17 protein-coding genes are annotated in these 19,612 nt (G+C 70.4%); 8 read left to right on the top strand and 9 right to left on the bottom strand.

Translation table 11 applies throughout. From position 1 onward, the window contains the following. The first annotated feature begins 70 nt into the window (after positions 1-70). From ABZ348_RS09290 to ABZ348_RS09270, 5 genes are all read left to right on the top strand, one after another. A complete protein-coding gene (locus ABZ348_RS09290) occupies positions 71-1,246 on the top strand; it encodes an FAD-dependent oxidoreductase (RefSeq protein WP_358931083.1) in 1,176 nt (391 codons plus the stop codon). 122 nt (positions 1,247-1,368) lie between these two features. After that, positions 1,369-1,734, top strand: a complete 366-nt coding sequence (locus tag ABZ348_RS09285) for an Rv2175c family DNA-binding protein (RefSeq protein WP_358930948.1) — start codon at positions 1,369-1,371, stop codon at positions 1,732-1,734. 89 nt (positions 1,735-1,823) lie between these two features. Next, positions 1,824-2,525 (top strand): thiamine phosphate synthase, encoded by a 702-nt coding sequence (gene thiE, locus ABZ348_RS09280; protein WP_358930947.1) that lies wholly within the window; start codon positions 1,824-1,826, stop codon positions 2,523-2,525. 101 nt (positions 2,526-2,626) lie between these two features. Continuing rightward, complete coding sequence (gene metF, locus ABZ348_RS09275; RefSeq protein WP_358930945.1) at positions 2,627-3,544, top strand: methylenetetrahydrofolate reductase [NAD(P)H]; 918 nt, start codon at positions 2,627-2,629, stop codon at positions 3,542-3,544. A 51-nt stretch (positions 3,545-3,595) separates the two neighbouring features. Beyond that, positions 3,596-4,459, top strand: coding sequence for a hypothetical protein (locus ABZ348_RS09270; RefSeq protein ID WP_358930943.1), 864 nt, complete (start codon positions 3,596-3,598; stop codon positions 4,457-4,459). Positions 4,460-4,550: 91 nt separating this feature from the next. Here the strand turns inward: ABZ348_RS09270 and ABZ348_RS09265 are convergent, their stop codons facing one another. From ABZ348_RS09265 to ABZ348_RS09245, 5 genes are all read right to left on the bottom strand, one after another. Next, the gene (locus ABZ348_RS09265; protein WP_358931082.1) at positions 4,551-6,029 is read right to left on the bottom strand and encodes an NAD(P)/FAD-dependent oxidoreductase; all 1,479 of its coding nucleotides are present in this window, start codon (positions 6,027-6,029) and stop codon (positions 4,551-4,553) included. Positions 6,030-6,104: 75 nt separating this feature from the next. Next, entirely contained in the window at positions 6,105-6,716 is a 612-nt protein-coding gene (locus ABZ348_RS09260; protein ID WP_358930941.1) for a DUF4126 domain-containing protein, read from the bottom strand. 484 nt (positions 6,717-7,200) lie between these two features. After that, entirely contained in the window at positions 7,201-7,818 is a 618-nt protein-coding gene (locus ABZ348_RS09255; RefSeq protein ID WP_358930939.1) for a helix-turn-helix domain-containing protein, read from the bottom strand. Between the two features lie 60 nt (positions 7,819-7,878). Further along, complete coding sequence (locus tag ABZ348_RS09250) at positions 7,879-9,975, bottom strand: YhgE/Pip domain-containing protein (protein ID WP_358930937.1); 2,097 nt, start codon at positions 9,973-9,975, stop codon at positions 7,879-7,881. Further along, positions 9,947-10,834, bottom strand: coding sequence for an ATP-binding cassette domain-containing protein (locus ABZ348_RS09245; protein ID WP_358930935.1), 888 nt, complete (start codon positions 10,832-10,834; stop codon positions 9,947-9,949). Before ABZ348_RS09245 ends, ABZ348_RS09250 begins: the two co-directional genes overlap by 29 nt. A gap of 153 nt (positions 10,835-10,987) precedes the next feature. Here ABZ348_RS09245 and ABZ348_RS09240 point away from each other — a divergent pair, with 153 nt between their 5' ends. From ABZ348_RS09240 to ABZ348_RS09230, 3 genes are all read left to right on the top strand, one after another. After that, the gene (locus ABZ348_RS09240) at positions 10,988-11,575 is read left to right on the top strand and encodes an SAV_6107 family HEPN domain-containing protein (protein ID WP_358930933.1); all 588 of its coding nucleotides are present in this window, start codon (positions 10,988-10,990) and stop codon (positions 11,573-11,575) included. Positions 11,576-11,856: 281 nt separating this feature from the next. Then, positions 11,857-12,639, top strand: coding sequence for a methyltransferase (locus ABZ348_RS09235; protein WP_358930931.1), 783 nt, complete (start codon positions 11,857-11,859; stop codon positions 12,637-12,639). A 249-nt stretch (positions 12,640-12,888) separates the two neighbouring features. After that, on the top strand, positions 12,889-13,296 hold the full coding sequence (locus ABZ348_RS09230) for a DUF3040 domain-containing protein (RefSeq protein WP_329017462.1): 408 nt from the start codon (positions 12,889-12,891) through the stop codon (positions 13,294-13,296). Between the two features lie 416 nt (positions 13,297-13,712). Here the strand turns inward: ABZ348_RS09230 and ABZ348_RS09225 are convergent, their stop codons facing one another. From ABZ348_RS09225 to ABZ348_RS09210, 4 genes are all read right to left on the bottom strand, one after another. After that, entirely contained in the window at positions 13,713-16,136 is a 2,424-nt protein-coding gene (locus ABZ348_RS09225; protein ID WP_358930929.1) for a DUF3488 and transglutaminase-like domain-containing protein, read from the bottom strand. Between the two features lie 16 nt (positions 16,137-16,152). Continuing rightward, entirely contained in the window at positions 16,153-17,487 is a 1,335-nt protein-coding gene (locus tag ABZ348_RS09220) for a DUF58 domain-containing protein (protein WP_358931080.1), read from the bottom strand. A 41-nt stretch (positions 17,488-17,528) separates the two neighbouring features. Continuing rightward, positions 17,529-18,572, bottom strand: coding sequence for a MoxR family ATPase (locus tag ABZ348_RS09215; RefSeq protein WP_358930927.1), 1,044 nt, complete (start codon positions 18,570-18,572; stop codon positions 17,529-17,531). 196 nt (positions 18,573-18,768) lie between these two features. Further along, entirely contained in the window at positions 18,769-19,311 is a 543-nt protein-coding gene (locus tag ABZ348_RS09210; RefSeq protein WP_358930925.1) for a carbonic anhydrase, read from the bottom strand. Between the last annotated feature and the right edge of the window lie 301 nt (positions 19,312-19,612).

The raw sequence follows: 19,612 nt of genomic DNA, 5'->3' as shown, positions 1-19,612 counted from the left end.
TCCGTCAGCTGTTTAGGGTGGGCATGTGAGCGAGCAGCGGACACAGCGCGTGACGGTCGTCGGTGCGGGCATGGCGGGGGTGCAGACCGCCGTCGCCCTGCGCGAGCAGGGCTTCACCGGCCCGATCACCCTGATCGGCGCCGAACCCCACCAGCCGTACGACAGACCGCCCCTGTCCAAGGCGGTTCTGCTCGGCAAGGCCGAGGACTCCGCCTTCGAGGTCGACTTCGAAGCGCTGGACATCGAACTCCGCCTCGGCGTGGACGTCACCGGAGTGCGCGCCACCGCCCGGGAACTGGACACCGAGGCCGGCCCCGTCCCCTACGACACCCTGGTCATCGCCACGGGCGCGGAGCCGATCGAACTGCCGGGCACCGAAGGCGTCCCCGGCGTCCATCTGCTGCGCACGCTCGACGACGCGGCCCGACTGCGTCCCGTCCTCGCCCGGCAGCACGACATCGTGGTCGTCGGTGCGGGGTGGATCGGGGCCGAGTTCGCCACGGCCGCCCGGGCGGCCGGGTGTGCGGTCACCGTGGTCGAGGCCGCGGACCTCCCCCTCGCCGGCGCGCTGCCCGCCGAGGTCGCGGCCCCGATGGCCGCCTGGTACGGCCAGGGCGGAGTGCAACTGCTCACCGGTACCCGGGTCGCCGGTGTGGAGGACGGCTCGGTGCTCCTGGCGGACGGGCGGCGCATCCCCGCCGGAGCCGTCGTCGTCGGCATCGGGGCCCGCCCCGCCACCGCCTGGCTCGCCGGTTCGGGGATCGCCATCGGAGCGGACGCCGCGATCGTCGCCGACGAGCACCTCCGCACCTCCCTGCCCTCCGTGTACGCCGTGGGCGACTGCGCATCCTTCCCCTCCGCGCGCTACGGCAGACGACTCCTCGTCCACCACTGGGACAACGCACTCCAAGGACCCCGGACGGTCGCGTCCAACGTGATCGCCGACGTACTCGGCACACCACCCCAGACCTATGACCCCGTGCCGTACTTCTGGTCCGAGCAGTTCGGGCGGTTCGTGCAGTACGCCGGCGACCACGCGGCTGCGGACACCGTCCTGTGGCGGGGCGACCCCGCTGACCCGGAGTGGTCGGTGCTGTGGCTGCGGCGCGGAGCTCTGGTCGCCCTGCTCGCCGTGGGGAGGCCCCGCGACCTGGCACAGGGCCGCAAGCTCATCCACAGCGGAGCGCTCCTGGTCGTCGAGCGCGCCGGCGACCCGTCGATCCCCCTGAAGGCCGCTTCCCAGTAAATCGAAATGAGCGATTCCGCAGGGCGCTGACCAGCGGTTCCCTTCCTCGGATCCCCGGATGGACGTGCTCCACGGCCGGGGTCCGGCTACCGGCTGACAGTCCCAGATGGCAGGCTTGTCCCGTGACCGAGATTGACGCAAAGATCGATGCCCTCGTGCCCGCCTGGCTCAACCTCCCCGACATCGCGGAGAAGCTCGGGGTCGAGGTGACCCGTGTGAGGCAACTGGTCAAGGAGGGCCAGCTGATCGCGGTGCGCCGCGGGGAGAACAGGGCGCTGCACGTCCCCGCCGCCTTCATCAGCGACGACAAGGTCGTGAAGGGCCTCTCCGGGACCCTGACCCTGCTGAGGGACGACGGATTCACCGACGCGGAGATGCTGGAGTGGCTCTTCACTCCCGACCCGTCGCTGCCGGGCACCCCCGCACAGGCGCTCAGCGAGAACCGCGGCACGGAGGTGAAGCGCAGAGCGCAGGCGCTCGCCGTCTAGGTCGCGCCATCACGAACGACACAGCACCCGCGGTGTGCGGCCACGTCCCAGCCCGGCCGCACACCGCCGAACTGCTCCGGGGGATCCTTATGTCCGCGACCCATGCGCCGTCGTCCGAACCGTCCACCCGGGCGGTGGCCGCCGAGCCGCTGCGCCGCGCCCTGGACGCGTCCCTGCTCTATCTGTGCACCGACGCCAGGACCCGGCAGGGGGACCTCCCCGACTTCCTCGACGCGGCCCTCTCCGGCGGCGTGGACATCGTGCAACTCCGGGACAAGGGCATGGAAGCCGCAGCGGAGTTGGAGAACCTCCGGATCTTCGCGGACGCCTGCCGCAGGCACGGCAAGCTGCTCGCGGTGAACGACCGCGCGGACGTCGCCCATGCCATCGGCGCCGACGTGCTCCATCTGGGGCAGGGAGACCTTCCGGTACCCGCTGCCCGCGCCGTCATCGGTGCCGCACCCCTCATCGGTCGCTCCACCCACTCCGCCGCCGAAGCCGCCGCCGCGGCCGTCGAGCCCGGGGTGGACTACTTCTGCACCGGCCCCTGCTGGCCCACCCCCACCAAGCCCGGGCGCCACGCCCCCGGCCTCGACCTCGTACGGCACACGGCCGCCCTCAAGACCCAGCGGCCCTGGTTCGCCATCGGGGGCATCGACGCGGGGAACCTCGACGAGGTGTTGGACGCGGGAGCACGGCGGGTCGTCGTCGTCCGCGCCATCACCGAGGCGACCGATCCGGCGGCAGCGGCGGCTGCACTCAGGGCACGGATCGTGGCCCGCGGTCACTGAGCGCAGCAGGTTTTGACCTCCACTACCTCATTACGGACAGTGTGTGTCCGATAGATGGACTCCGGTTGGGCTGCCTTCCTGGCCCCCGCTAGCCTGCGAGCATGGCCCTCGGAACATCATCGACCAGGACGGATCGCGCACTGACCGTGCGCGAACTGCTCGCCACAGGCAAGACTTCCTACTCGTTCGAGTTCTGGGCGCCCAAGACCGAAAAGGGTGAGCGCAACCTCTGGAACGCCCTGCGCAGGATCGAGGCGGTGGCTCCCAGCTTCGTCTCGGTGACCTACGGCGCGGGCGGCTCCACCCGCTCCGGGACGGTGCGGGCCACCGAGCAGATCGCCTCCGACACCACACTGACCCCGGTGGCCCATCTGACCGCGGTCAACCACTCCATCGCCGAACTGCGCAATATGATCGGCCAGTATGCGGACGCCGGAATCCGCAACATCCTCGCGGTCCGCGGCGACCCGCCCGGCGACCCCACCGCGGAGTGGATCAAGCACCCTGAAGGTGTGGAGTACGCGGCCGATCTGGTCCAGCTGATCAAGGAGTCGGGTGACTTCTGCGTCGGCGTCGCAGCCTTCCCGGAGATGCACCCCCGCTCCCAGGACTGGGACACGGACATCCAGCACTTCGTCGCCAAGTGCCGTGCCGGGGCCGACTACGCCATCACCCAGATGTTCTGGCAGCCGCAGGACTATCTGCGACTGCGCGACCGGGTCGCCGCGGCCGGCTGCGACACCCCCATCATTCCCGAGATCATGCCGGTCACGAGCGTCAAGCAGCTTGATCGATTCGCTCAGCTCAGCAATGCCGCGTTCCCGTCCGAGCTGAAAGATCGCATCCACTCCGTCAAGGACGATCCCACCGCTGTACGCTCCATGGGTATCGAGTTCGCAACGGAGTTCTGCGCAGAGTTGCTTTCCGAGGGTGTCCCCGGTCTGCATTTCATCACGCTCAACAACTCGACTGCGACGCTCGAAATCTACGAGAATCTCGGACTGCACGTGCAGTCGTAACCGGTCGAACCCGTCCTGAGCCGGGGCGGCGGCCGAAGGAGAGGGGCGGGCATGGGCTGGACGGTCCTCTATATCGCTTTCGGCGTCGTGGCGCTGTGGTTGCTCGGCGAGGTCCTGCTGCAGTACAAGGCGCGGCTGCGCTGGCGGCTGTTGGCGTTCGGCGGCTTCGTCGGTGTGGTCATCGGCGTGTTGATGTCGTCCGTCGCCGTCATCGGTCTCGGTGCCATCGCCTTTGCGATCGGCCAGACCTGTGTGACGCTCTCGTTCCGCAAGGGCTTCTCCACCGGCTGGGCCATCGGCGGCGGACCGGGGGCGAGCCGTCGCCGTCGGGCGGGCAGCGGCGACGGGCCGCGCGAGCCCGCGCTTGAGGTGTCCCCGATCGAGGAGAACGCCGACGCGTTCGCCGCCATGGAGACCGCCGTGGGGCCCCAGGCCATATACGAGCCGTTGCCCCTGCCCGACGAGACCGGTCAGTACGGCGTCTACAGCGACGCGGCCTATGACGCCCTGAACGCCTCCCAGGGCGAAGGACAGCACGCGGGCCCGGCGGCCCACCCCCAGGACACCGACGCGTACGCCGGCGCCTTCGACCCGTACTACGCCCAGCAGCAGCCCGCCGATCAGGAGAGTCCGGTCGGTCAGTACGACTACGGCACCGGGCAGCAGCAGTACGCGGCCTACTCCGACCCGTACGTGGGCGGGCAGCAGTACGGCACCTACGAGAGCTACGACAGCTTCGGCAACGAGCAGCAGTACCCGGCGGACCCGTACTACGCCCAGCAGCCCTACTCGGAGACGCCCCCGGGAGGGGTCTGGGTCCCGCAGCAGCGCGACACCGACGAACACCCGCCGCACGAGGAACCCGCCCAGTACGGCTATGACTCCGGGCAGAACGAACAGCAGTACCGCTACTGATCCCGCGCGCCCCGCTGCCCCGGGCACCGACCGGCAGTGGCAGCGGTGGCACGAAGCAGCGAGCACGGCGGCACAGCGGTGCTTCCTGCGGTCACTGGGATCCCCGGAAATCCGCTCCTTCGACGATCAGCCCGGCGACCAGCGCTCCCGACATCCCCGCGTGCGCCAGCCCGCCCCCGGGGTGGGCATGTCCTCCCACCAGGAGGAGACCGGGCAGCCGGGTGCTGTTCCCCGGGTGCAGCCAACGACCCCGCCCACCGGCCAGCGCGGGTGGGGTCAACACCCCCGTCTCGACCGGGGTCAGGACCTCATGCCAGAGCAGTCGTTCGCGCAGTTCCCGCACGCCGCCGGTGGCTCGACCGGCCGCATCGAGCAGAAGCTCCGCGTACCGCTCGCGCAACGCCTTGTCGGACCAGTCGAGTTGGCCGCCCTGCCCGGCGACCGTTGCGCTCACGGTGATCGCCTCGTGCTCGGCGTCGGGGCGGGTCAGCGGGTCGTCGGGCCGCAACACGGTGACCGTGGGGTGGTCGGCGGCCCGACCGCCGAAGACGGCCTCCGCCTCCGCCTCCGGATCCAGGGAGTGCACCACGGTCCGGTGTGCGGTCGAGGGCCGGGCACCCCGTAGGGCCAGCAGCACGGTGAACCTACCCGGCTGCACCAGGTCCGCCGAAGTCTGGGCGGACACCTCGCCGTCGTGCCAGAGCGGGCTGGTGGTCAGGCTCCGGACGTTCCCGATGCCCGCCACCACCCAGTCCGCCTCCACGACGGTCCCGTCGGCCAGGGCGACCCCCGCGGCCCGATCGTCCCGCTCGACGATCGCGTTCACCTCCGCACCGAAGACGAACTCGACCCTGCGGGCGACACAGCGCTCGTACACCGCGCGGGCCAACTCCCGCAGCCCGCCCGTCACATACCAACTGCCGAAGGTCTGCTCCATGTAGGGCAGCAGGGCCGCGCTCGCGGGGGCGCTCCGCGGATCCAGGCCGTAGGACAGGGCGTACGCATCGAAGAGGGCGGCCAACCGGGGATCGCCCAACTCCCAGGCGCCCACCTCGGCGACCGTGCCGGCCTGCCGGGAGCGCAGCAGTCTGCGCTGGCGCACCGCGGGATACGGATCGCGTTCCAACGGGTGCCAGTCGGACCGCAACGGCTCCTCCAGGAGCGGTCGACGCGAGCGGTCCCAAGCCTCCCGGGCCCGTCCGAGGAACCCACCCCACCGCTCACCCGCCCCCGCGCCCAGGGCACCCTCCAATGCGGAGACGATCCCGGCGCGTGATGCATTGGGCAGGGTGACGTCCGTGCCGTCCGCGAAGAGGTGCCGGCTCGCCGGGTCGACCTGCACCAGATCGACGCACTGCTCCAGGGGCTCCTTGCCGGTCTTGACGAAGAGGTCCCGCCATACGGCCGGTAGGTGCAGTAGCCCGGGGCCGGTGTCGAAGGCGAACCCCTCGCGCCGAACGGAGCCGACGGCTCCGCCGTAGGTCGCCGAGCGCTCGAACACCGTCACCCGGTGGCCCGCCACGGCCAGCCGTGCGGCAGCCGCCATGGCGCCCATTCCCGAGCCGATCACTGCAATCCGTGCCATGCCTGCGACTCTATCGACTGCCACCGACACGGCTTCCGGGTGAGCCGTTCGACCAGGGGCTCACCCCGACGGTCTGCCGCCGGACGCCAGGCGCTTCTCCTCGCGCCGCTGGGCCCTGCGCCGCAGAAAGCGCCGGATCTTCTTGGCGAGCAGGACGACCGTCACGATGCCCAACAGCAACAACACGCCCGCCACGACGGCCGCGGCCACGGGATTGAACATGGCGAAGGTGATGACCCCAGCGACACCGAGGTCCTCGGCCACGCTCAACACGACATTGCTGAACGGCTCGGGCGAGGTGTTGACCGCCATCCGCGTGCCCGCTTTGACCAGATGGCTCATCAGCGCGGTGGACCCCCCGACCGCACCGGCCGCGAGTTCGGGGAGCGAGCCGCTCTCACCGGCCAACAGCGCCGCCACGACGGCCCCGGCGATCGGACGGATCACGGTATGGGCGGTGTCCCACACCGAGTCGACGTAGGGGATCTTGTCGGCCACGGCTTCGCAGAGGAAGAGCACCCCGGCCACGATCAGTACGTCCGTGCGCTGGAGCGACTCGGGCACCTCGTCGGTGAGCCCGGTGGCACCGAACAGACCGAGGAGCAGGACCACAGCGTAGGCGTTGATCCCGCTGGCCCAGCCGCTCGTGAACACAAGGGGGAGTACGGACACGGACGCGATCGTATCTAGGGACGGTCCTTCGGCGCTGGGCGCGGATGCGCAGACGTGAGTACCGGTACCTAGCCGATGACTTGAGTACCCGTACGGATGGGCCGTCATCAGCACGGAAGGGAGAGTGGAGATCACGCAGGAGGGGCCGGCGCCGGTACCGCCGACACGGGGTGGCGGAACGGCGCGGCTCCTCCGGGACATCCGACCCGACACCGATGAACGACCTCGGGCTCTCCGCGTCTGCGGGGGGAGCGGAGGCCCGAGGAACCCACGGGGGACCAGGAAGGGGTTCACGGGAGAGGGACGGGGGAGCAGGGGCCCGCGGGCACGGGGGAAGCGCCCGCGGGACACGGGGGAAGCACGGGGGAAGCAGGAGGGACACCGGTCCGGTGGCCACTCGAAGACTCGGGTGGCCACCGGACCGGTGTCCTGTCGTTCGCCCCCTGCGCCGGCCCCGACACTCGGCACTCGGTTCCGGATGGGCTCAGCGACCGCTCACCCGTCCGTACAGCAACCGGGAGAGCGCCGCATGGACGTCGTCGAGCGACCGTTCTCGCTGGAACGACTGCCAGTCCAACGCCGCCACCAACACCATCCCGACGAGTGCGGCGGCCGTCAGCGGAATGTCGATCTCATCGCTGAGTTCGCCGTTCTCCACGGCCTCCCGGAGCACCGTCTCGACCACGGCCACCGCCTGTTGGCGCACCACCAGCAACGTCGACTGCCACGCCCGGTTGGTGCGCCACAGCTCGGCGACGTACAGCTGGGTGAAGGCCGGGTAGCGGTCGATGAAGACCAGGCCGGCACGGATCATCGCGTCCAGCGCGGCCACCTTCGTACCGCCGCGCTCCGCCGTCCGGTCGGCGGCCGACTGGAGTGAGGCGGTGAGCAGCCCGACCCCGTACCGCAGCAGTTCCTCGAAGAGTTCGGTCTTGCTCTTGAAGTTGTAGTAGACCGTGCCCTTGGCCACTCCGGCGCGCTCGGCGATCTCGTCCACCGTGGTCGCCGAGAAACCCTGCTCGGCTATCAGTGTCACTGCCGCTTCGTACAGTTTCGCCCGTGTCGCCCGGCGTCTGGTGCTGCTGCTGTCCCTCGCGTCCATGGTGCCGATTCTCACAGGTTCGACCCGCTTCCCGGATCGCTCCCGACTCTTCGCGGCACCTCAGAGGCTCAGTTCGGGGTGCAGCCGGTCCAGTGTCCACACCTGTTTGCGGCGGGCGGACAGTGCCGTGAGGGCGAGCGCGCCCGCGGTGAACGCGAGCAGGACGGCAGTGGCCTGCCACACCGGACCGAGTCCACCGCCCGTGATCAGCCTGCGCAGTGCCTCGACCACATGGGTCATCGGCAGGAAGGGGTGCAGCGCGTTGAAGAACGCGGGACTGGTCTGGACGGGATAGGTGCCACCGGCCGAGGTCAACTGGAGCATCAGCACGGCGAGTACGAGGATCCGTCCCGCGGCGCCGAAACGGGCGTTCAGCCACTGGACGATCGCCGCGAAGCAGCCGATGGTGAGCGCCAGGAAGGCGACCGTACCGGCTGCGCGGGCCATGTGCAGCCCGAGCCCCCAGTGCAGTACCGAGAGGAGCGCGCCGACCTGCACCAGCCCGATCGCGACCACCGGCAGCCACCCCGCCAGCGCGATCCGCCAGGCAGAGCCTCCGGCGGCCAGTGCCCGACGGTTGAGCGGCTGAATGATCATGTACGCGACCATGGCGCCCACCCAGAGGGAGAGCGGAATGAAGTACGGGGCGAAGCCGGTGCCGTAGTTGGGTGCTTCGTTCAGCGACTGGCTCGCCAGACGCACGGGGTCGGCCATCACCTCCGTACGGCGATCGCGGTCCGGCTCGTCGTAGTCCGGGATCTTGGTGACACCGCTCTTGAGTCCACCCGCCAGCTCGGCCGATCCATCGGCGAGTTTGAACAGACCGCCGTCCAGGTTCCCGGCACCCTCGGTCAACTTGCTGACGCCGGAGTCGAGCCCCTTGGCGCCGGACCGTGCGCCACCCAGGCCGGCGTGGAGCTTCTTGGCGCCCTGGAAGACCTCCTTCGCCCCGGAGTTGAGGGCGTTGACGCGGTCCACGGCGGACTTGAGGTCGTCGTCGAGGCCGGGGGCGCGCCGGGCGAGGTCGTCGGCCTTGCCCTGGAGGTCGGCGAGCTTGGTGTCGAACTTCTTGAACGCGCGCTCGTTCCCCTGCACCAGGGCGTTGGCGTCGGCCGCGGCGCCGGCCGCAGCCGTCGCCGCGGTGCTGGCCTGCTGGAGCGCGGGGCAGGCGGTGTCCGCTTGCTCTGCGTCTTGCTCTGCGTCGATACAGCGCTCGCGGTGGATCGCGCTCAGTTCGTCGGCCGACGCGCGCGCGGTGGCGGCAGCGGTCGGGGCCGCGGTCACCAGGTCGTCGATCCGTTCGCGCAGCGCCCGGGAGGAGTCGGCTGCCCGTCGGGCGGCCGTTCCGATGGACGTGCCGTCACCCTTCAGATAGGGGCGGACGCCGTCGGCGATCCCGTTGACCTTGTTCGCGATGGTCTGCGTACCGGAAGCGAGTTGCCGCGAGCCCGACTCCAGTTCACCGGCTCCCTCGGTCAGCTGGGTCAGACCGCCCGCCAGCTTTCCGGTGCTGGCCTTCGCGTCCTTGAGTCCGTCGGCGAGGTCGCGGGAGCCCTGCTTGGCCTCCCCGATGCCACCCTTCAACTCGGTCGCCCCCTTGGCCGCCTCCTCGGTCGCCGCGTGGATGTCGGAGAACGAGATGAAGATCCGGTCGAGGAAGCCGCGGGACGCCTTGGCCGACGCCGCCGTACGGACCTCGGCGAACACCGTCCGGGAGATCTGCCCGACGATGTAGTTGTTGGCGTCGTTCGTGTGCACCTGGAGGGCGCCGGTCTCGGGCGAGTCGCCGTCGCTGGACGCGATGCGTGAGCTGAGGTCCTTCGGCAGGGTCAAGGAGAGGTAGTACGCGCCGCTCTCGACGCCCTCACGGGCCTCCTTCGCGCTGACCTCGTCCCAGGCGAACACCTCGCTGTCGTGCAGACCGCGGACGATGTCGTCACCCGCCGAGACGCGTTCTCCCCGCGTGGTCGCACCGGCGTCCTCGTTGACGAGGGCCACGGGCACCCGGTCGAGTTGTGCGTACGGGTCCCAGAAGGACCACAGGTACAGCGCGCCGTACAGCAGTGGGAGCAGCACGACCGCGACGATCGCGGCGCGCGGCAGCCTTCCCCTGCCGAACCGCTTGAGTTCAAGCGCGGCCAGCTTCGGCGAGCGCATCGGCCGTTCCCCTCCGTGTGTGCCGTTCGTTCTTCCCGCTCGCCGTGTCCCCGGGGGTTCCGGCGTCGTCGTCGCCTCGGTCGGTCGACCCGTCCCGACCGGCGGCCGGACCGTCGGGGTGCGGACCGCCGGGGTGCGGTGCGGGCGCGTTGGACGTGGTGGTCTGCACGGTCGTCGCGTACGGCGGGGCCTGGCTGGACACCGCCAGTACGGTCGTGCCGGATGCGGCGACCGACCGCAGCGCCGACCAGGCCGCGCGCCGGTCGACCGCGGAGAGTTTGAGATCGGTGTCGTCGATCGCGAGGAGGCGGGGGCGTCCGATCAGCGCCAGGGCGATGGACAGCCGCAGTGCCCCCAGCCGTTCCACCTCGCGCACCGGTGTGCGAACTCCCCGGGGCAGTTCTGCCACGGCGAGGCCCGCAGTCTCCAGCGCCTCGTCGATCCGCCGTCGTGCGTCGGCGCGCCGATCGGTCCGCGAGAGCAGCAGGTTCCGGGTGAGTTCGGGCAGCGAACCGGCGAACCGACGCTGCATGAGGGCCCGTTCGCTCAGGTGCTCGGCGACCGTCAGCGCCGGGTCGAGCTCATTGACCCCCGGTACGTGGCCCAGGGCGCTGATTGCGCGGACGGCGGCCATCTTGCGCGGCAGGGGGAGTCCGTCGACTTCGGCGCTGCCCTCGGTGGTGCGCATCCTGCCGCTGAGGGCGAGCAGGAGGCAGGTGCGCCCGGAGCCGGACGGCCCTTCGACGGCGATGAGCGAGCCCGGTTCGGCCTGGAGGTCCACCGCCCTGAACGCCCAACCCCGCGGCCCCTTGAGCCCGAGGCCCTCGGCGCTGATGCGCGCCCCGCGTGGTCCGTCCACACGTCCCCCTCTTTTGAACTGACCAGTCAGTTCAAAAACTATCGCGAACCTTTGGCCACGGCAAAAGCGCAGGTCGAGGCCGATTGTCAGTGGGGCCCTTCACGATGGGCACATACGGCCACAGAGCCGTCACACGACGACAGGAGGTTCGTCATGGCCAACCGCCATCCGGCCGCCGCACATCGGCGCCGTGCCACCGGCCCTGTCCCCTCACTGGCCGGGCCCGCGAGCGATGTCCATCCCGTCCTGCGGCGCGCATCGGCGCCGCCCGCGGCCCTCGACCTCCTTGCGCAGGCCCGTACTGGACTCGACGAGGCGGCCACCCTCGACGTGCCCAACGAACGCTATGCGCGGGCCCATCTCGCCGCCCTGCGCACCGCCGCGGCCGTCCTGGCCGCCCGCGGATATCCCGACGGCTCGCCCAACACGCCGCCGAGCTCGGGGAGCGCGCCCCGCCGCGGCCGGAGGGCGGGCATCCGCACGGCATGGGAGCTGCTGCCCGAATCGGCACCCGAACTCGCCGAGTGGAGCACCCTGTTCGCCTCGGGCGCCGCACGGCGGGCGCGGGCGGAAGCCGGCATAGCCGGTGCGGCGAGCAGCCGCGATGCCGATGGACTCCTGCGTGACGCCGCCAGGTTCCTCCGGCTCGTCGAGCGGATGCTGGTCGTCCAACCCGTCCTGCCGCTCCCGAGGGAGGGCCACACCGACAGGGCACCAAAGGACGCGACGGGGAGGGCCTGAGATCCCGTGGAGTACTGGGTCGGGTGGGTGAGGGGCGGTCCGCACAGGGAAGGGGCAGCGGTGTACGAGATCCGGTGACGGCGGAGGTCAGTGCAGGCCGTCACATGAGACGGAACGCTGGGAGACGCGGTGGAGGCAATAGGGTGGGTGACGTTCCCAGCCCATCGAGCGTCCATCGACCCGGTCCGACCCGACATCCGTCGGCCCAGGTCATCGCACACCGTCCGCCCCGTCGCGCCGCAGCGGCCAGGGGGCGGCACCCGTCCGAGGAGTCAACTGCCGTGCCGGACCAGTCCCCCCGTGGGGAGACCCCACCGCGCCCGCCCCGGGCCTCGCTGCGCACTTCCGTGGTCTGGGAAGTCGTGAAGGACGCTCTCGACCGTCGGGCCAAGGCGACCGGCGCGGACGTCCTCGACGTCCTCGACACGGGCGGCGGCAGCGGCTCGTTCGCCGTGCCGGTCGCCCAGCTCGGCCACCGGGTCACCGTGGTCGATCCCAGCCCCAACGCGCTCTTCGCGCTGGAGCGCCGTGCTGCGGAGGCCGGCGTCGCCGACCGCATCCGCGGTGTGCAGGGCGATGTGCACGGACTCTTCGATGTGGTGGAACGCGACTCCTACGACGTCGTCCTGTGCCACGGGGTCCTGGAGTATGTGGACGATCCCGCCGAAGGCGTGCGCAACGCGGTGGCCGCACTGCGGCCCGCGGGTGCGATCAGCCTGCTGGTCGCCGGCCTCGGCGGTGCCGTCATCGCCCGCGCCCTCGCCGGCCACTTCGCCGAGGCGCGCCAGGCGCTGACCGACCCCGCCGGACGGTGGGGGGACGGTGACCCCGTGCCCCGCCGATTCACCACCGACCAGCTCACCGAGCTGTGCGGCGAAGCCGGGGTCGAGGTAGGCGCCGTGCACGGCGTACGGATCTTCGCCGATCTGGTTCCCGGTGTTCTGGTGGACACCGAGCCGGGTGCCCTGGACGCCCTGCTCAAGCTGGAGGCAGCCGCCGCCGAGCTCTCCACATTCCACGCGGTCGCCTCTCAGCTGCACGTCCTGGGTGAGAAGCGCGCCTGATCAGGGGCGCAGCCGCAGATGGAGTACGCCACAGACCCCCCGATCGTGTCGATCGCCCCGTATGATCGAAGGACACCATCCGGCATGACGGATCGGAGGTTGGGGAATCTACGCCTCAACAGCCAAAGCCGCCGTGGCGGCCCAAGCTGGCGAATTGGCGTAGAGGGCGGGTTTCACGGGGGCGATTCCCTGCCTATCCTGAAAGGGCCGCATACGGTCGCCCCCGCGGCCGACGACTAGGAGGACTCCGTGCCGCTCTCGGAGCACGAGCAGCGAATGCTCGAGCAGATGGAGCGAGCGCTGTACGCCGAAGATCCCAAGTTCGCTACAGCGCTTGAGGGAAGCGGGCTGCGTACGTACACCCGGCGACGGGTCTACCAAGCGGTCGCGGGCTTCCTGGTGGGTATCGCGCTCCTCATGGCCGGAATGGTCGCGCAGCAGATCTGGATCAGTGTGGTGGGGTTCCTCGTCATGCTGGGCTGTGCGGTCCTGGCCGTCACCGGATGGCGCAAAGCGCCGAAGCCGGGTGAGCAGCAGACCCTGGGGGATGCGGCAGCGGGTGCTCGCCGCCAGCCCCGTCAGTCCCGTCAGCGTAAATCGGTGATGGACCGGATCGAGGAGCGGTGGCAGCGCCGCCGTGACGAGCAAGGCCACTGAAACAACCGATCCCGCCGGCCCGGTGTCCGGGCCGGCTTTGTTGACCTCTCTTGTCGACCGCAGCGGCTTCCCAGCACCGCCTGGCCGGGGTACCGAACCTGCTCGCCGGTGGGATGCCCGACACACCTCGACGACGCGCGGCCGTGGTCTCGGAGACCACGGCTCTGCGCAGCCCCGTCGCCTCTGGTCAGCGCTGCCCACTCCGGTGTGTGCCGGGGTGGATCATCCATGTTTCGGCCTGGGCGGCCATGTGTACGCCAGGTTCGCGGCTCAGCGGCCCCGCAGCCCAGTGCCCCAGTAGAGAGCGCCCCCAGCACTTCCCAGCCCTGGTCCGGGGCTGATCGCCGGATGTACGAGAGGGCCGACGCCTGTCACTGCGTCGGCCCTCTCGTACATCTGCTCGATGCATCCCCAGGTCAGCTGCGCTGACGCAAGGGGCGGCGCAGGAGCGCTGCCGCACGGGCCGGGGACCAGCGGCTGGTGCGGAACCGCTCGGCAATGGCAGCCCCGTGAGCCGAAGCCGCCCACATCACCCGAATGGCCGATCGTGGCAGAAGAAGCGCCCGCAGCCGGATGCCCTGCCCGGCCGCAGCTCCCAGACCTGCCCGGATGCATGCGGCATCGTCCACCAGACCACCGGTGGCCTGGTGGCGGGGCGCGTACAGCACCTGCTCGACCGCGCCGGCCATCCGGTGGACGGCGTCCGCGGCCTCGCCCTCAAGGCGCCCCTCACGAACGAGCCTGGCCGCCGTCCTGCGCGGTGTGTCGGAGCCGTCCGGTGTGATGCCGTGGTCCCACGCGGTGTCCAGCACCTCGTGCCAGGCTGCCAAGGTCCGGCCGGTGGCATCGGCCTCCGTGCGTCCGCCGGAGCCCAGCCGTCGCGCTCGTACCCGTAGCCTCCACACCATGGGCGCCAGCGGCACGGCCAGTGCGGCCAGCACGGTCACCCCGGTGAGCAGGACGCTCCAGAGTGAACCGCCACCACCGGTCGGGGTGGCCACGTCCTGGGGCGCGGCGGCGCCGCACTCGCCGAGGCGTCGCAGTTCGGGGGCGCAACTGTCGGAGGCCGAAGGGGCCGCGGAGGCTTCGTTCGTCATGGTCGCCTCGGGCAGTGCGGGGGTGCTCGGGGCACCGGACGGGGTCTCCGGCTGCGCGTACCGGGGCACGTTGCCCCGGCTGGGCGTCGGCTCGAACCGGGTCCACCCCACACCCTCGAAGTACAACTCCGGCCAGGCGTGGGCGTCCCGCACCGACACCGAGACCGTGCCGTCCGCCCCCGGGGTGCCGGGGGTGAAGCCCACCGCGACGCGCGCCGGTATCCCCAGGGTCCGTGCCATGGCGGCCATGGTGAATGAGAAGTGGATGCAGAACCCCTGCTTCTCCCGGAGGAAACGGGTGATCGCCTGGATGCCGGTGCCGGACTGCACCTGGGTGTCGTACGTGAACCCGCCGTCCCGGGCGAACCAGTCCTGGAGCATCACCGCCCGCTGGTAGTCGTTGGTGGCGCTGCGGGTCACGTCTTCCGCGGTCCTACGGACGACGGAGGGCAGGGAGTCCGGAACCTTGGTGTACTCGCGCCGGAAGTCGGCCGGTGCCGGCGGTGCCTCGGCCAACTGCCGAGCCGTGGGCTCCACCAGCAGACTGCCCACCGTGTACTGGGCACCGCGGGTGTCCTCGCCCCGGTCGCCGACCACGGTCCTGCCTTCGGGCTCGAACCGCCAGCGACCGTCGATCGACACCTCCGTCGCCGGATAGGGGAGCGGAAGCCAGTTCTGCTCGTAGTAGCCGGCGGCCGTGATGTTCGTCCTGATCTCGGTGGTCTTCACCGATGAGCTCAGCCCCGGCGGTTGGGGCAGGCGGTCAGGCACGTCCTCGACCTTGCGCTCGGAAGACTTCCAGGTGGTTCCGTCGAACTGGTCGAGGGCCACGAACCGCAGGTACAGGTCGTCGTTTTCCTTGGCGCTGGTGCGATAGCGCATGACCTCGCGGTTGTCCGACTGGTTGAGGTTGTCCTGGAGCGACACCAGGGGGTTCACCGCGGTGATCGTGCCGCCGCCCGAGCCGGAGCCCTCGCCCGGGCCGACGCCGGCCAGGAGGCCACCGTCCAGTGCGGGCAGCGCGGTCGGCACCACGAGCGCGACCCCCAGGGCCAGGGCCCCGATGCGCCGTCCCGTGCGAACGGACGCCAGAGGCTCACCGCCGTCGGATTCGAAGGCCTTCGCCCCGCGCGGGGGAGCAGCGGGAGCACCTCGGAACACCCGGCCCCACTGGGATACCCGGTCCTTGCTCTCGGCGAGCAGGAGCAGTAGAAATCCGGAGGCGGCGAGCAGGAACCACAGCCAGTTGGCGCCACCTCCGGAGAGCCCGGCGGCGACCGAGTACAACGCCAGCAGGGGCAACCCGGCCGGCGCTGCGCTGCGGAAGGTGACCGCGACGGCGTCCACGCAGAGGCCGATCAGCAGCACTCCGCCGACCACCATGAGCCGGATGCCGTCCGTAGCCGGTGCGGGCGTCGCAAAGCGGCCGATGTCCTGTCCGCCCGCGGCCAGCAGTTCACCGAACCATGCGAACGTCGCGGGGCCCGGGATGACCCCCAGCAGCGCCTGGCCACGGGCGAAGACCCAGGTCAGCAGGAAGATCGCCAGCAGCGCCTGGAGGCCAACCGTCATCAGTCGGGCCAGTGGAACTCGGCGTGCAGCCACACCCGCCGCGCTCTGGATCGCCAGCAGAACGGCCGCTTGTACGAGCCATCCGGGCGAGTCCAACAGCGGCAGGAGCGCGCACGCCGTCATCACCGTGGCGGCATAGGCGCAGAGCGCCAGCCGTCCTTGACCGCTCATGTCGTACCCCCACCGTTCATGACCAGGTTCCCGTCCCGGCCGTGCCTCCGCCGGTCTCGGCCCGCTGTTGACCCGCCTGCTGCCACAGCGCGGGCAAGGACGCTCCGGGCGGGGCGGCGAGTGCGATCCACCCGGCCTCGCGCAGGGCTCGGACGCGCTGGGTGGCCCCGGCGGTCACCCTTCCGCCGCTCGCCCAACTCTCGCTGTCCAGGACGAAGGCGACGGCGGCTCCGGCGCGCTGTCGCATCCGGCCCGCGAGGGCGATCTGCTCCGTGTCGAGGTCGCCGAAGAACGCCACCAACAGACCTTCACTGCCTCCGCGCAACACGTCGTGGGCGGCGGTGAGCCCCTCTTGGTCCGACTGCTCGACGACGGCGAGCATGTCCATCATCAGACCGGCGGACTGGGCGGATTCCTGGGCGGAGGCGCTGAAGCCGTTCGCCCCTTGCCCCGGTACCGACTCTCCGGTGTCCGTGAGCACCCGGACCGCGAAGCCGCGCTCCAGGATGTGCACCAGGGTGGAGGCGGCACCGGAGACGACCCACTCGAAGGCGGAATCGGGCCCGGAGCCTTCGTAGGCGACGCCGCGGGTGTCGAGCAGGACGGTGCACCGTGCCCGCTGCGGTTGCTCCTCGCGGCGCACCATCAACTCTCCGTGGCGGGCGGTGGAGCGCCAGTGCACCCGCCTGAGGTCGTCCCCGTACCGGTAGCTGCGGGGAATGACATCGTCGTCGCCGGCGAGCGCGAGTGAGCGCAGCCTACCGTCTCCGTATCCCGAGGCGTCTCCGAGCAGGCGCACCGGAGGCAGCGGTTCGGTCCGCGGTATCACGGTGAGGGTGTCGAAGGCGCCGAAGGAACGCGTCAGTTCGCACATTCCGAAGGGGTCGTTCAGACGCAGTTGCAGGGGCCCGAGCGGATACCGGCCGCGCAGATCGGAACGCACCCGGTACGACACCTCGCGCCGGCCGCCCGGCTCCATCCGGTCCAGGACAAACCGCGGCCGGGGGCCGAGGACGTAGGGCACGTGGTCCTGGAGCATGAGCAGGCCGGTGGGCAGCCGCGAGACGTTGTCCATGCGGAGGTGGACGCGTGCCTCCGAGCCCGCCGGCACCCGGGACGGCGTCAGCCGCCGACTGCCCGTGACGCGGTGGCGGGTGCGGTAGAGCACGGTCACGCAGACCAAGGGCAGCACGGCGAGGAGCAGCCCCACCCGCAGCAGATCGCTCTGCCCGAGGACGTAGGCACAGATGGCCGCTGCCACTCCCGCCGCGAGGAACGACCGTCCGCGCGTCGTCAACCCGCCCAGCGCCGCCCGCACTCCCGAGGCGTCCGTTTCGGTGCTCGTGTGCATGTGGGCGTCCGCCACCACGGCGGCGCCCGGCCCGTCGGACATCACAGGCGCCGCGGGCCGAGGTGCTGCCCGTACAGCGGCTGCGGCTGATGGCCTCCCAGGTAGGGGGCCTCCGCACCCTGCGCGGTGGGCACGGGGGTGCGCTGGAGGATCTCCAGGACCACCTGCTCAGCTGTGCGTCCGTTCAATTGGGCCTGCGCGGTCGGCAGCAGTCGGTGCGCGAGCACCTGCACCACGAGGGACTGGACGTCGTCAGGCAGGGCGTAGTCGCGGCCGGCCAGCGCCGCGGTTGCCCTGGCGGCACGCAGCAGATGCAGGGTGGCGCGCGGGGAGGCACCGAGCCGGAGGTCAGGATGGCCTCGGGTCGCACCGACCAACTCCACCGCGTAGCGGCGCACGGGTTCGGCGACGTGGACGCTGCGCACTGCGTCGATCAGTTTGAGGATGTCGTGGGCGTGGGCCACCGGCTGGAGGTCGTCGAGCGGGGAAGCCCCGCCGTGCACGTCGAGCATCTTGAGCTCTGCTTCGGCGTTGGGATAGCCGATGGACACACGGGCCATGAAACGGTCGCGCTGGGCTTCGGGCAGGGGATAGGTGCCCTCCATCTCGACCGGGTTCTGCGTGGCCACCACCATGAAGGGGCTGGGCAGTTCGTAGCTGTTGCCGTCGATGGTGACCTGACGCTCCTCCATGGACTCCAGCAACGCGGACTGGGTCTTGGGGGAGGCGCGGTTGATCTCATCCCCGATGACGATCTGCGCGAAGATCGCTCCCGGTTTGAACTCGAATTCCCTCTGCTGCTGGTCGAAGATGGACACGCCCGTGATGTCGGACGGCAAGAGGTCCGGTGTGAACTGGATCCGTCGCACCGAACAGTCGATGGATCTCGCCAGGGCTTTGGCCAACATGGTCTTGCCCACGCCCGGCACGTCTTCGAGGAGCAGATGCCCCTCGGCCAACAGCACGGTCAGCGAGAGCCGTACGACCTCTGGCTTGCCCTCGATCACGCTCTCCACTGATCTGCGGACGCGATCCGCTGTGGTGGTCAGATCTGTGAGGCTCGCTCGATCGTCATAGGTCGTCACCCGGCCCTCCTCGGCACGTTCTCCGGCCGGTCCGCACGCGGCCCGGCCCACCCCAAACACGAACACCGGTCCCTGGAAGTTCCGGAGGGGGTGCTACCCCCGCATTCTTGTTGCCGTTACCGTCTCGTGTCACTCGCCTGTGGATAACTGGGAGTGATTTGCCGGGTTTGGGGTGGTTAGCCGGAGCCTGTGGAGGTCACGAAGAGGGATCGACCTCGCGAAGGAGGCCGTCGTGCACATCGAAGACGAAGCCGCGGACATCGTCGTTGTGGAGCAGGAACGGCGAGGTGCGAACCCGCTGCATCGACTGCCGGACGTCCTGGTCGACATCGCTGAACGCCTCGACCGCCCACTGCGGACGCTGTCCGACCTCGCGCTCCAACTCGTGCCGGAAGTCCTCGGTCAGCGATTCCAGACCGCAACCCGTGTGGTGGATGAGGATCACAGCTCGGGTGCCGAGCGCCCGTTGGCTGATGGTCAGCGAACGGATCACGTCGTCGGTCACCACCCCTCCGGCGTTGCGGATGGTGTGGCAGTCACCCAGTTCGAGGCCGAGCGCGGCGTGCAGGTCGAGGCGGGCGTCCATGCAGGCGACCACGGCCACTTTCAGCACGGGGCGCGCATCCATGCCCGGGTCCTCGAACCCTGCGGCGTAGCGCTCGTTCGCCGCGACGAGGCCATCGGTGACCGAGCCGGCCACGGGCGGTGAGTCGGCGGGGCGGTGTGCGGAAGTCGTCATGTTGACGACGGTAATGGCCGTGGGCACCGGAAGCTTGCTGCGAAGCGGACAAAGAACATCAACATCACTTGTTGTGAGGTAACCCACAAGAGTGGGACCGGGACGCCCGTTCGAGTGAAGTGTTCCGTTCGGGCGAGCACGTCCGCCCCGGCCGCCACGCCGTCGTGCAGTTGATTGACCGCACCGTACGGTGGACTAAAGTGACGCGGAGTCCACGGACACATCCTGCACTTTCCCCATGATTTCCCCGCGTGTGCGGCGTACGCACGGCTCGGCCCCCGCTCGCCGGTCGATTGGGCCC

The sequence above is a fragment of the Streptomyces sp. NPDC005963 genome, assembly GCF_040638655.1.
In the GTDB taxonomy this organism is placed as follows: Bacteria; Actinomycetota; Actinomycetes; order Streptomycetales; family Streptomycetaceae; genus Streptomyces.
The sequence above is the reverse complement of the archived record's forward strand: the minus strand, read 5'-3'. Positions and strand labels throughout refer to the sequence as shown.

Excerpts from the sequence above, each read along its gene's own strand:
- ABZ348_RS09255 (WP_358930939.1), bottom strand. The coding sequence starts at position 7,818 with ATGGACGCGAGGGACAGCAGCAGCACCAGACGCCGGGCGACACGGGCG.
- ABZ348_RS09290 (WP_358931083.1), top strand. The coding sequence starts at position 71 with ATGGCGGGGGTGCAGACCGCCGTCGCCCTGCGCGAGCAGGGCTTCACC.
- ABZ348_RS09225 (WP_358930929.1), bottom strand. The coding sequence starts at position 16,136 with ATGAGCGGTCAAGGACGGCTGGCGCTCTGCGCCTATGCCGCCACGGTG.
- ABZ348_RS09250 (WP_358930937.1), bottom strand. The coding sequence starts at position 9,975 with ATGCGCTCGCCGAAGCTGGCCGCGCTTGAACTCAAGCGGTTCGGCAGG.
- ABZ348_RS09240 (WP_358930933.1), top strand. The coding sequence starts at position 10,988 with ATGGCCAACCGCCATCCGGCCGCCGCACATCGGCGCCGTGCCACCGGC.
- thiE (WP_358930947.1), top strand. The coding sequence starts at position 1,824 with ATGTCCGCGACCCATGCGCCGTCGTCCGAACCGTCCACCCGGGCGGTG.
- ABZ348_RS09210 (WP_358930925.1), bottom strand. The coding sequence starts at position 19,311 with ATGACGACTTCCGCACACCGCCCCGCCGACTCACCGCCCGTGGCCGGC.
- ABZ348_RS09270 (WP_358930943.1), top strand. The coding sequence starts at position 3,596 with ATGGGCTGGACGGTCCTCTATATCGCTTTCGGCGTCGTGGCGCTGTGG.
- metF (WP_358930945.1), top strand. The coding sequence starts at position 2,627 with ATGGCCCTCGGAACATCATCGACCAGGACGGATCGCGCACTGACCGTG.
- ABZ348_RS09220 (WP_358931080.1), bottom strand. The coding sequence starts at position 17,487 with ATGCACACGAGCACCGAAACGGACGCCTCGGGAGTGCGGGCGGCGCTG.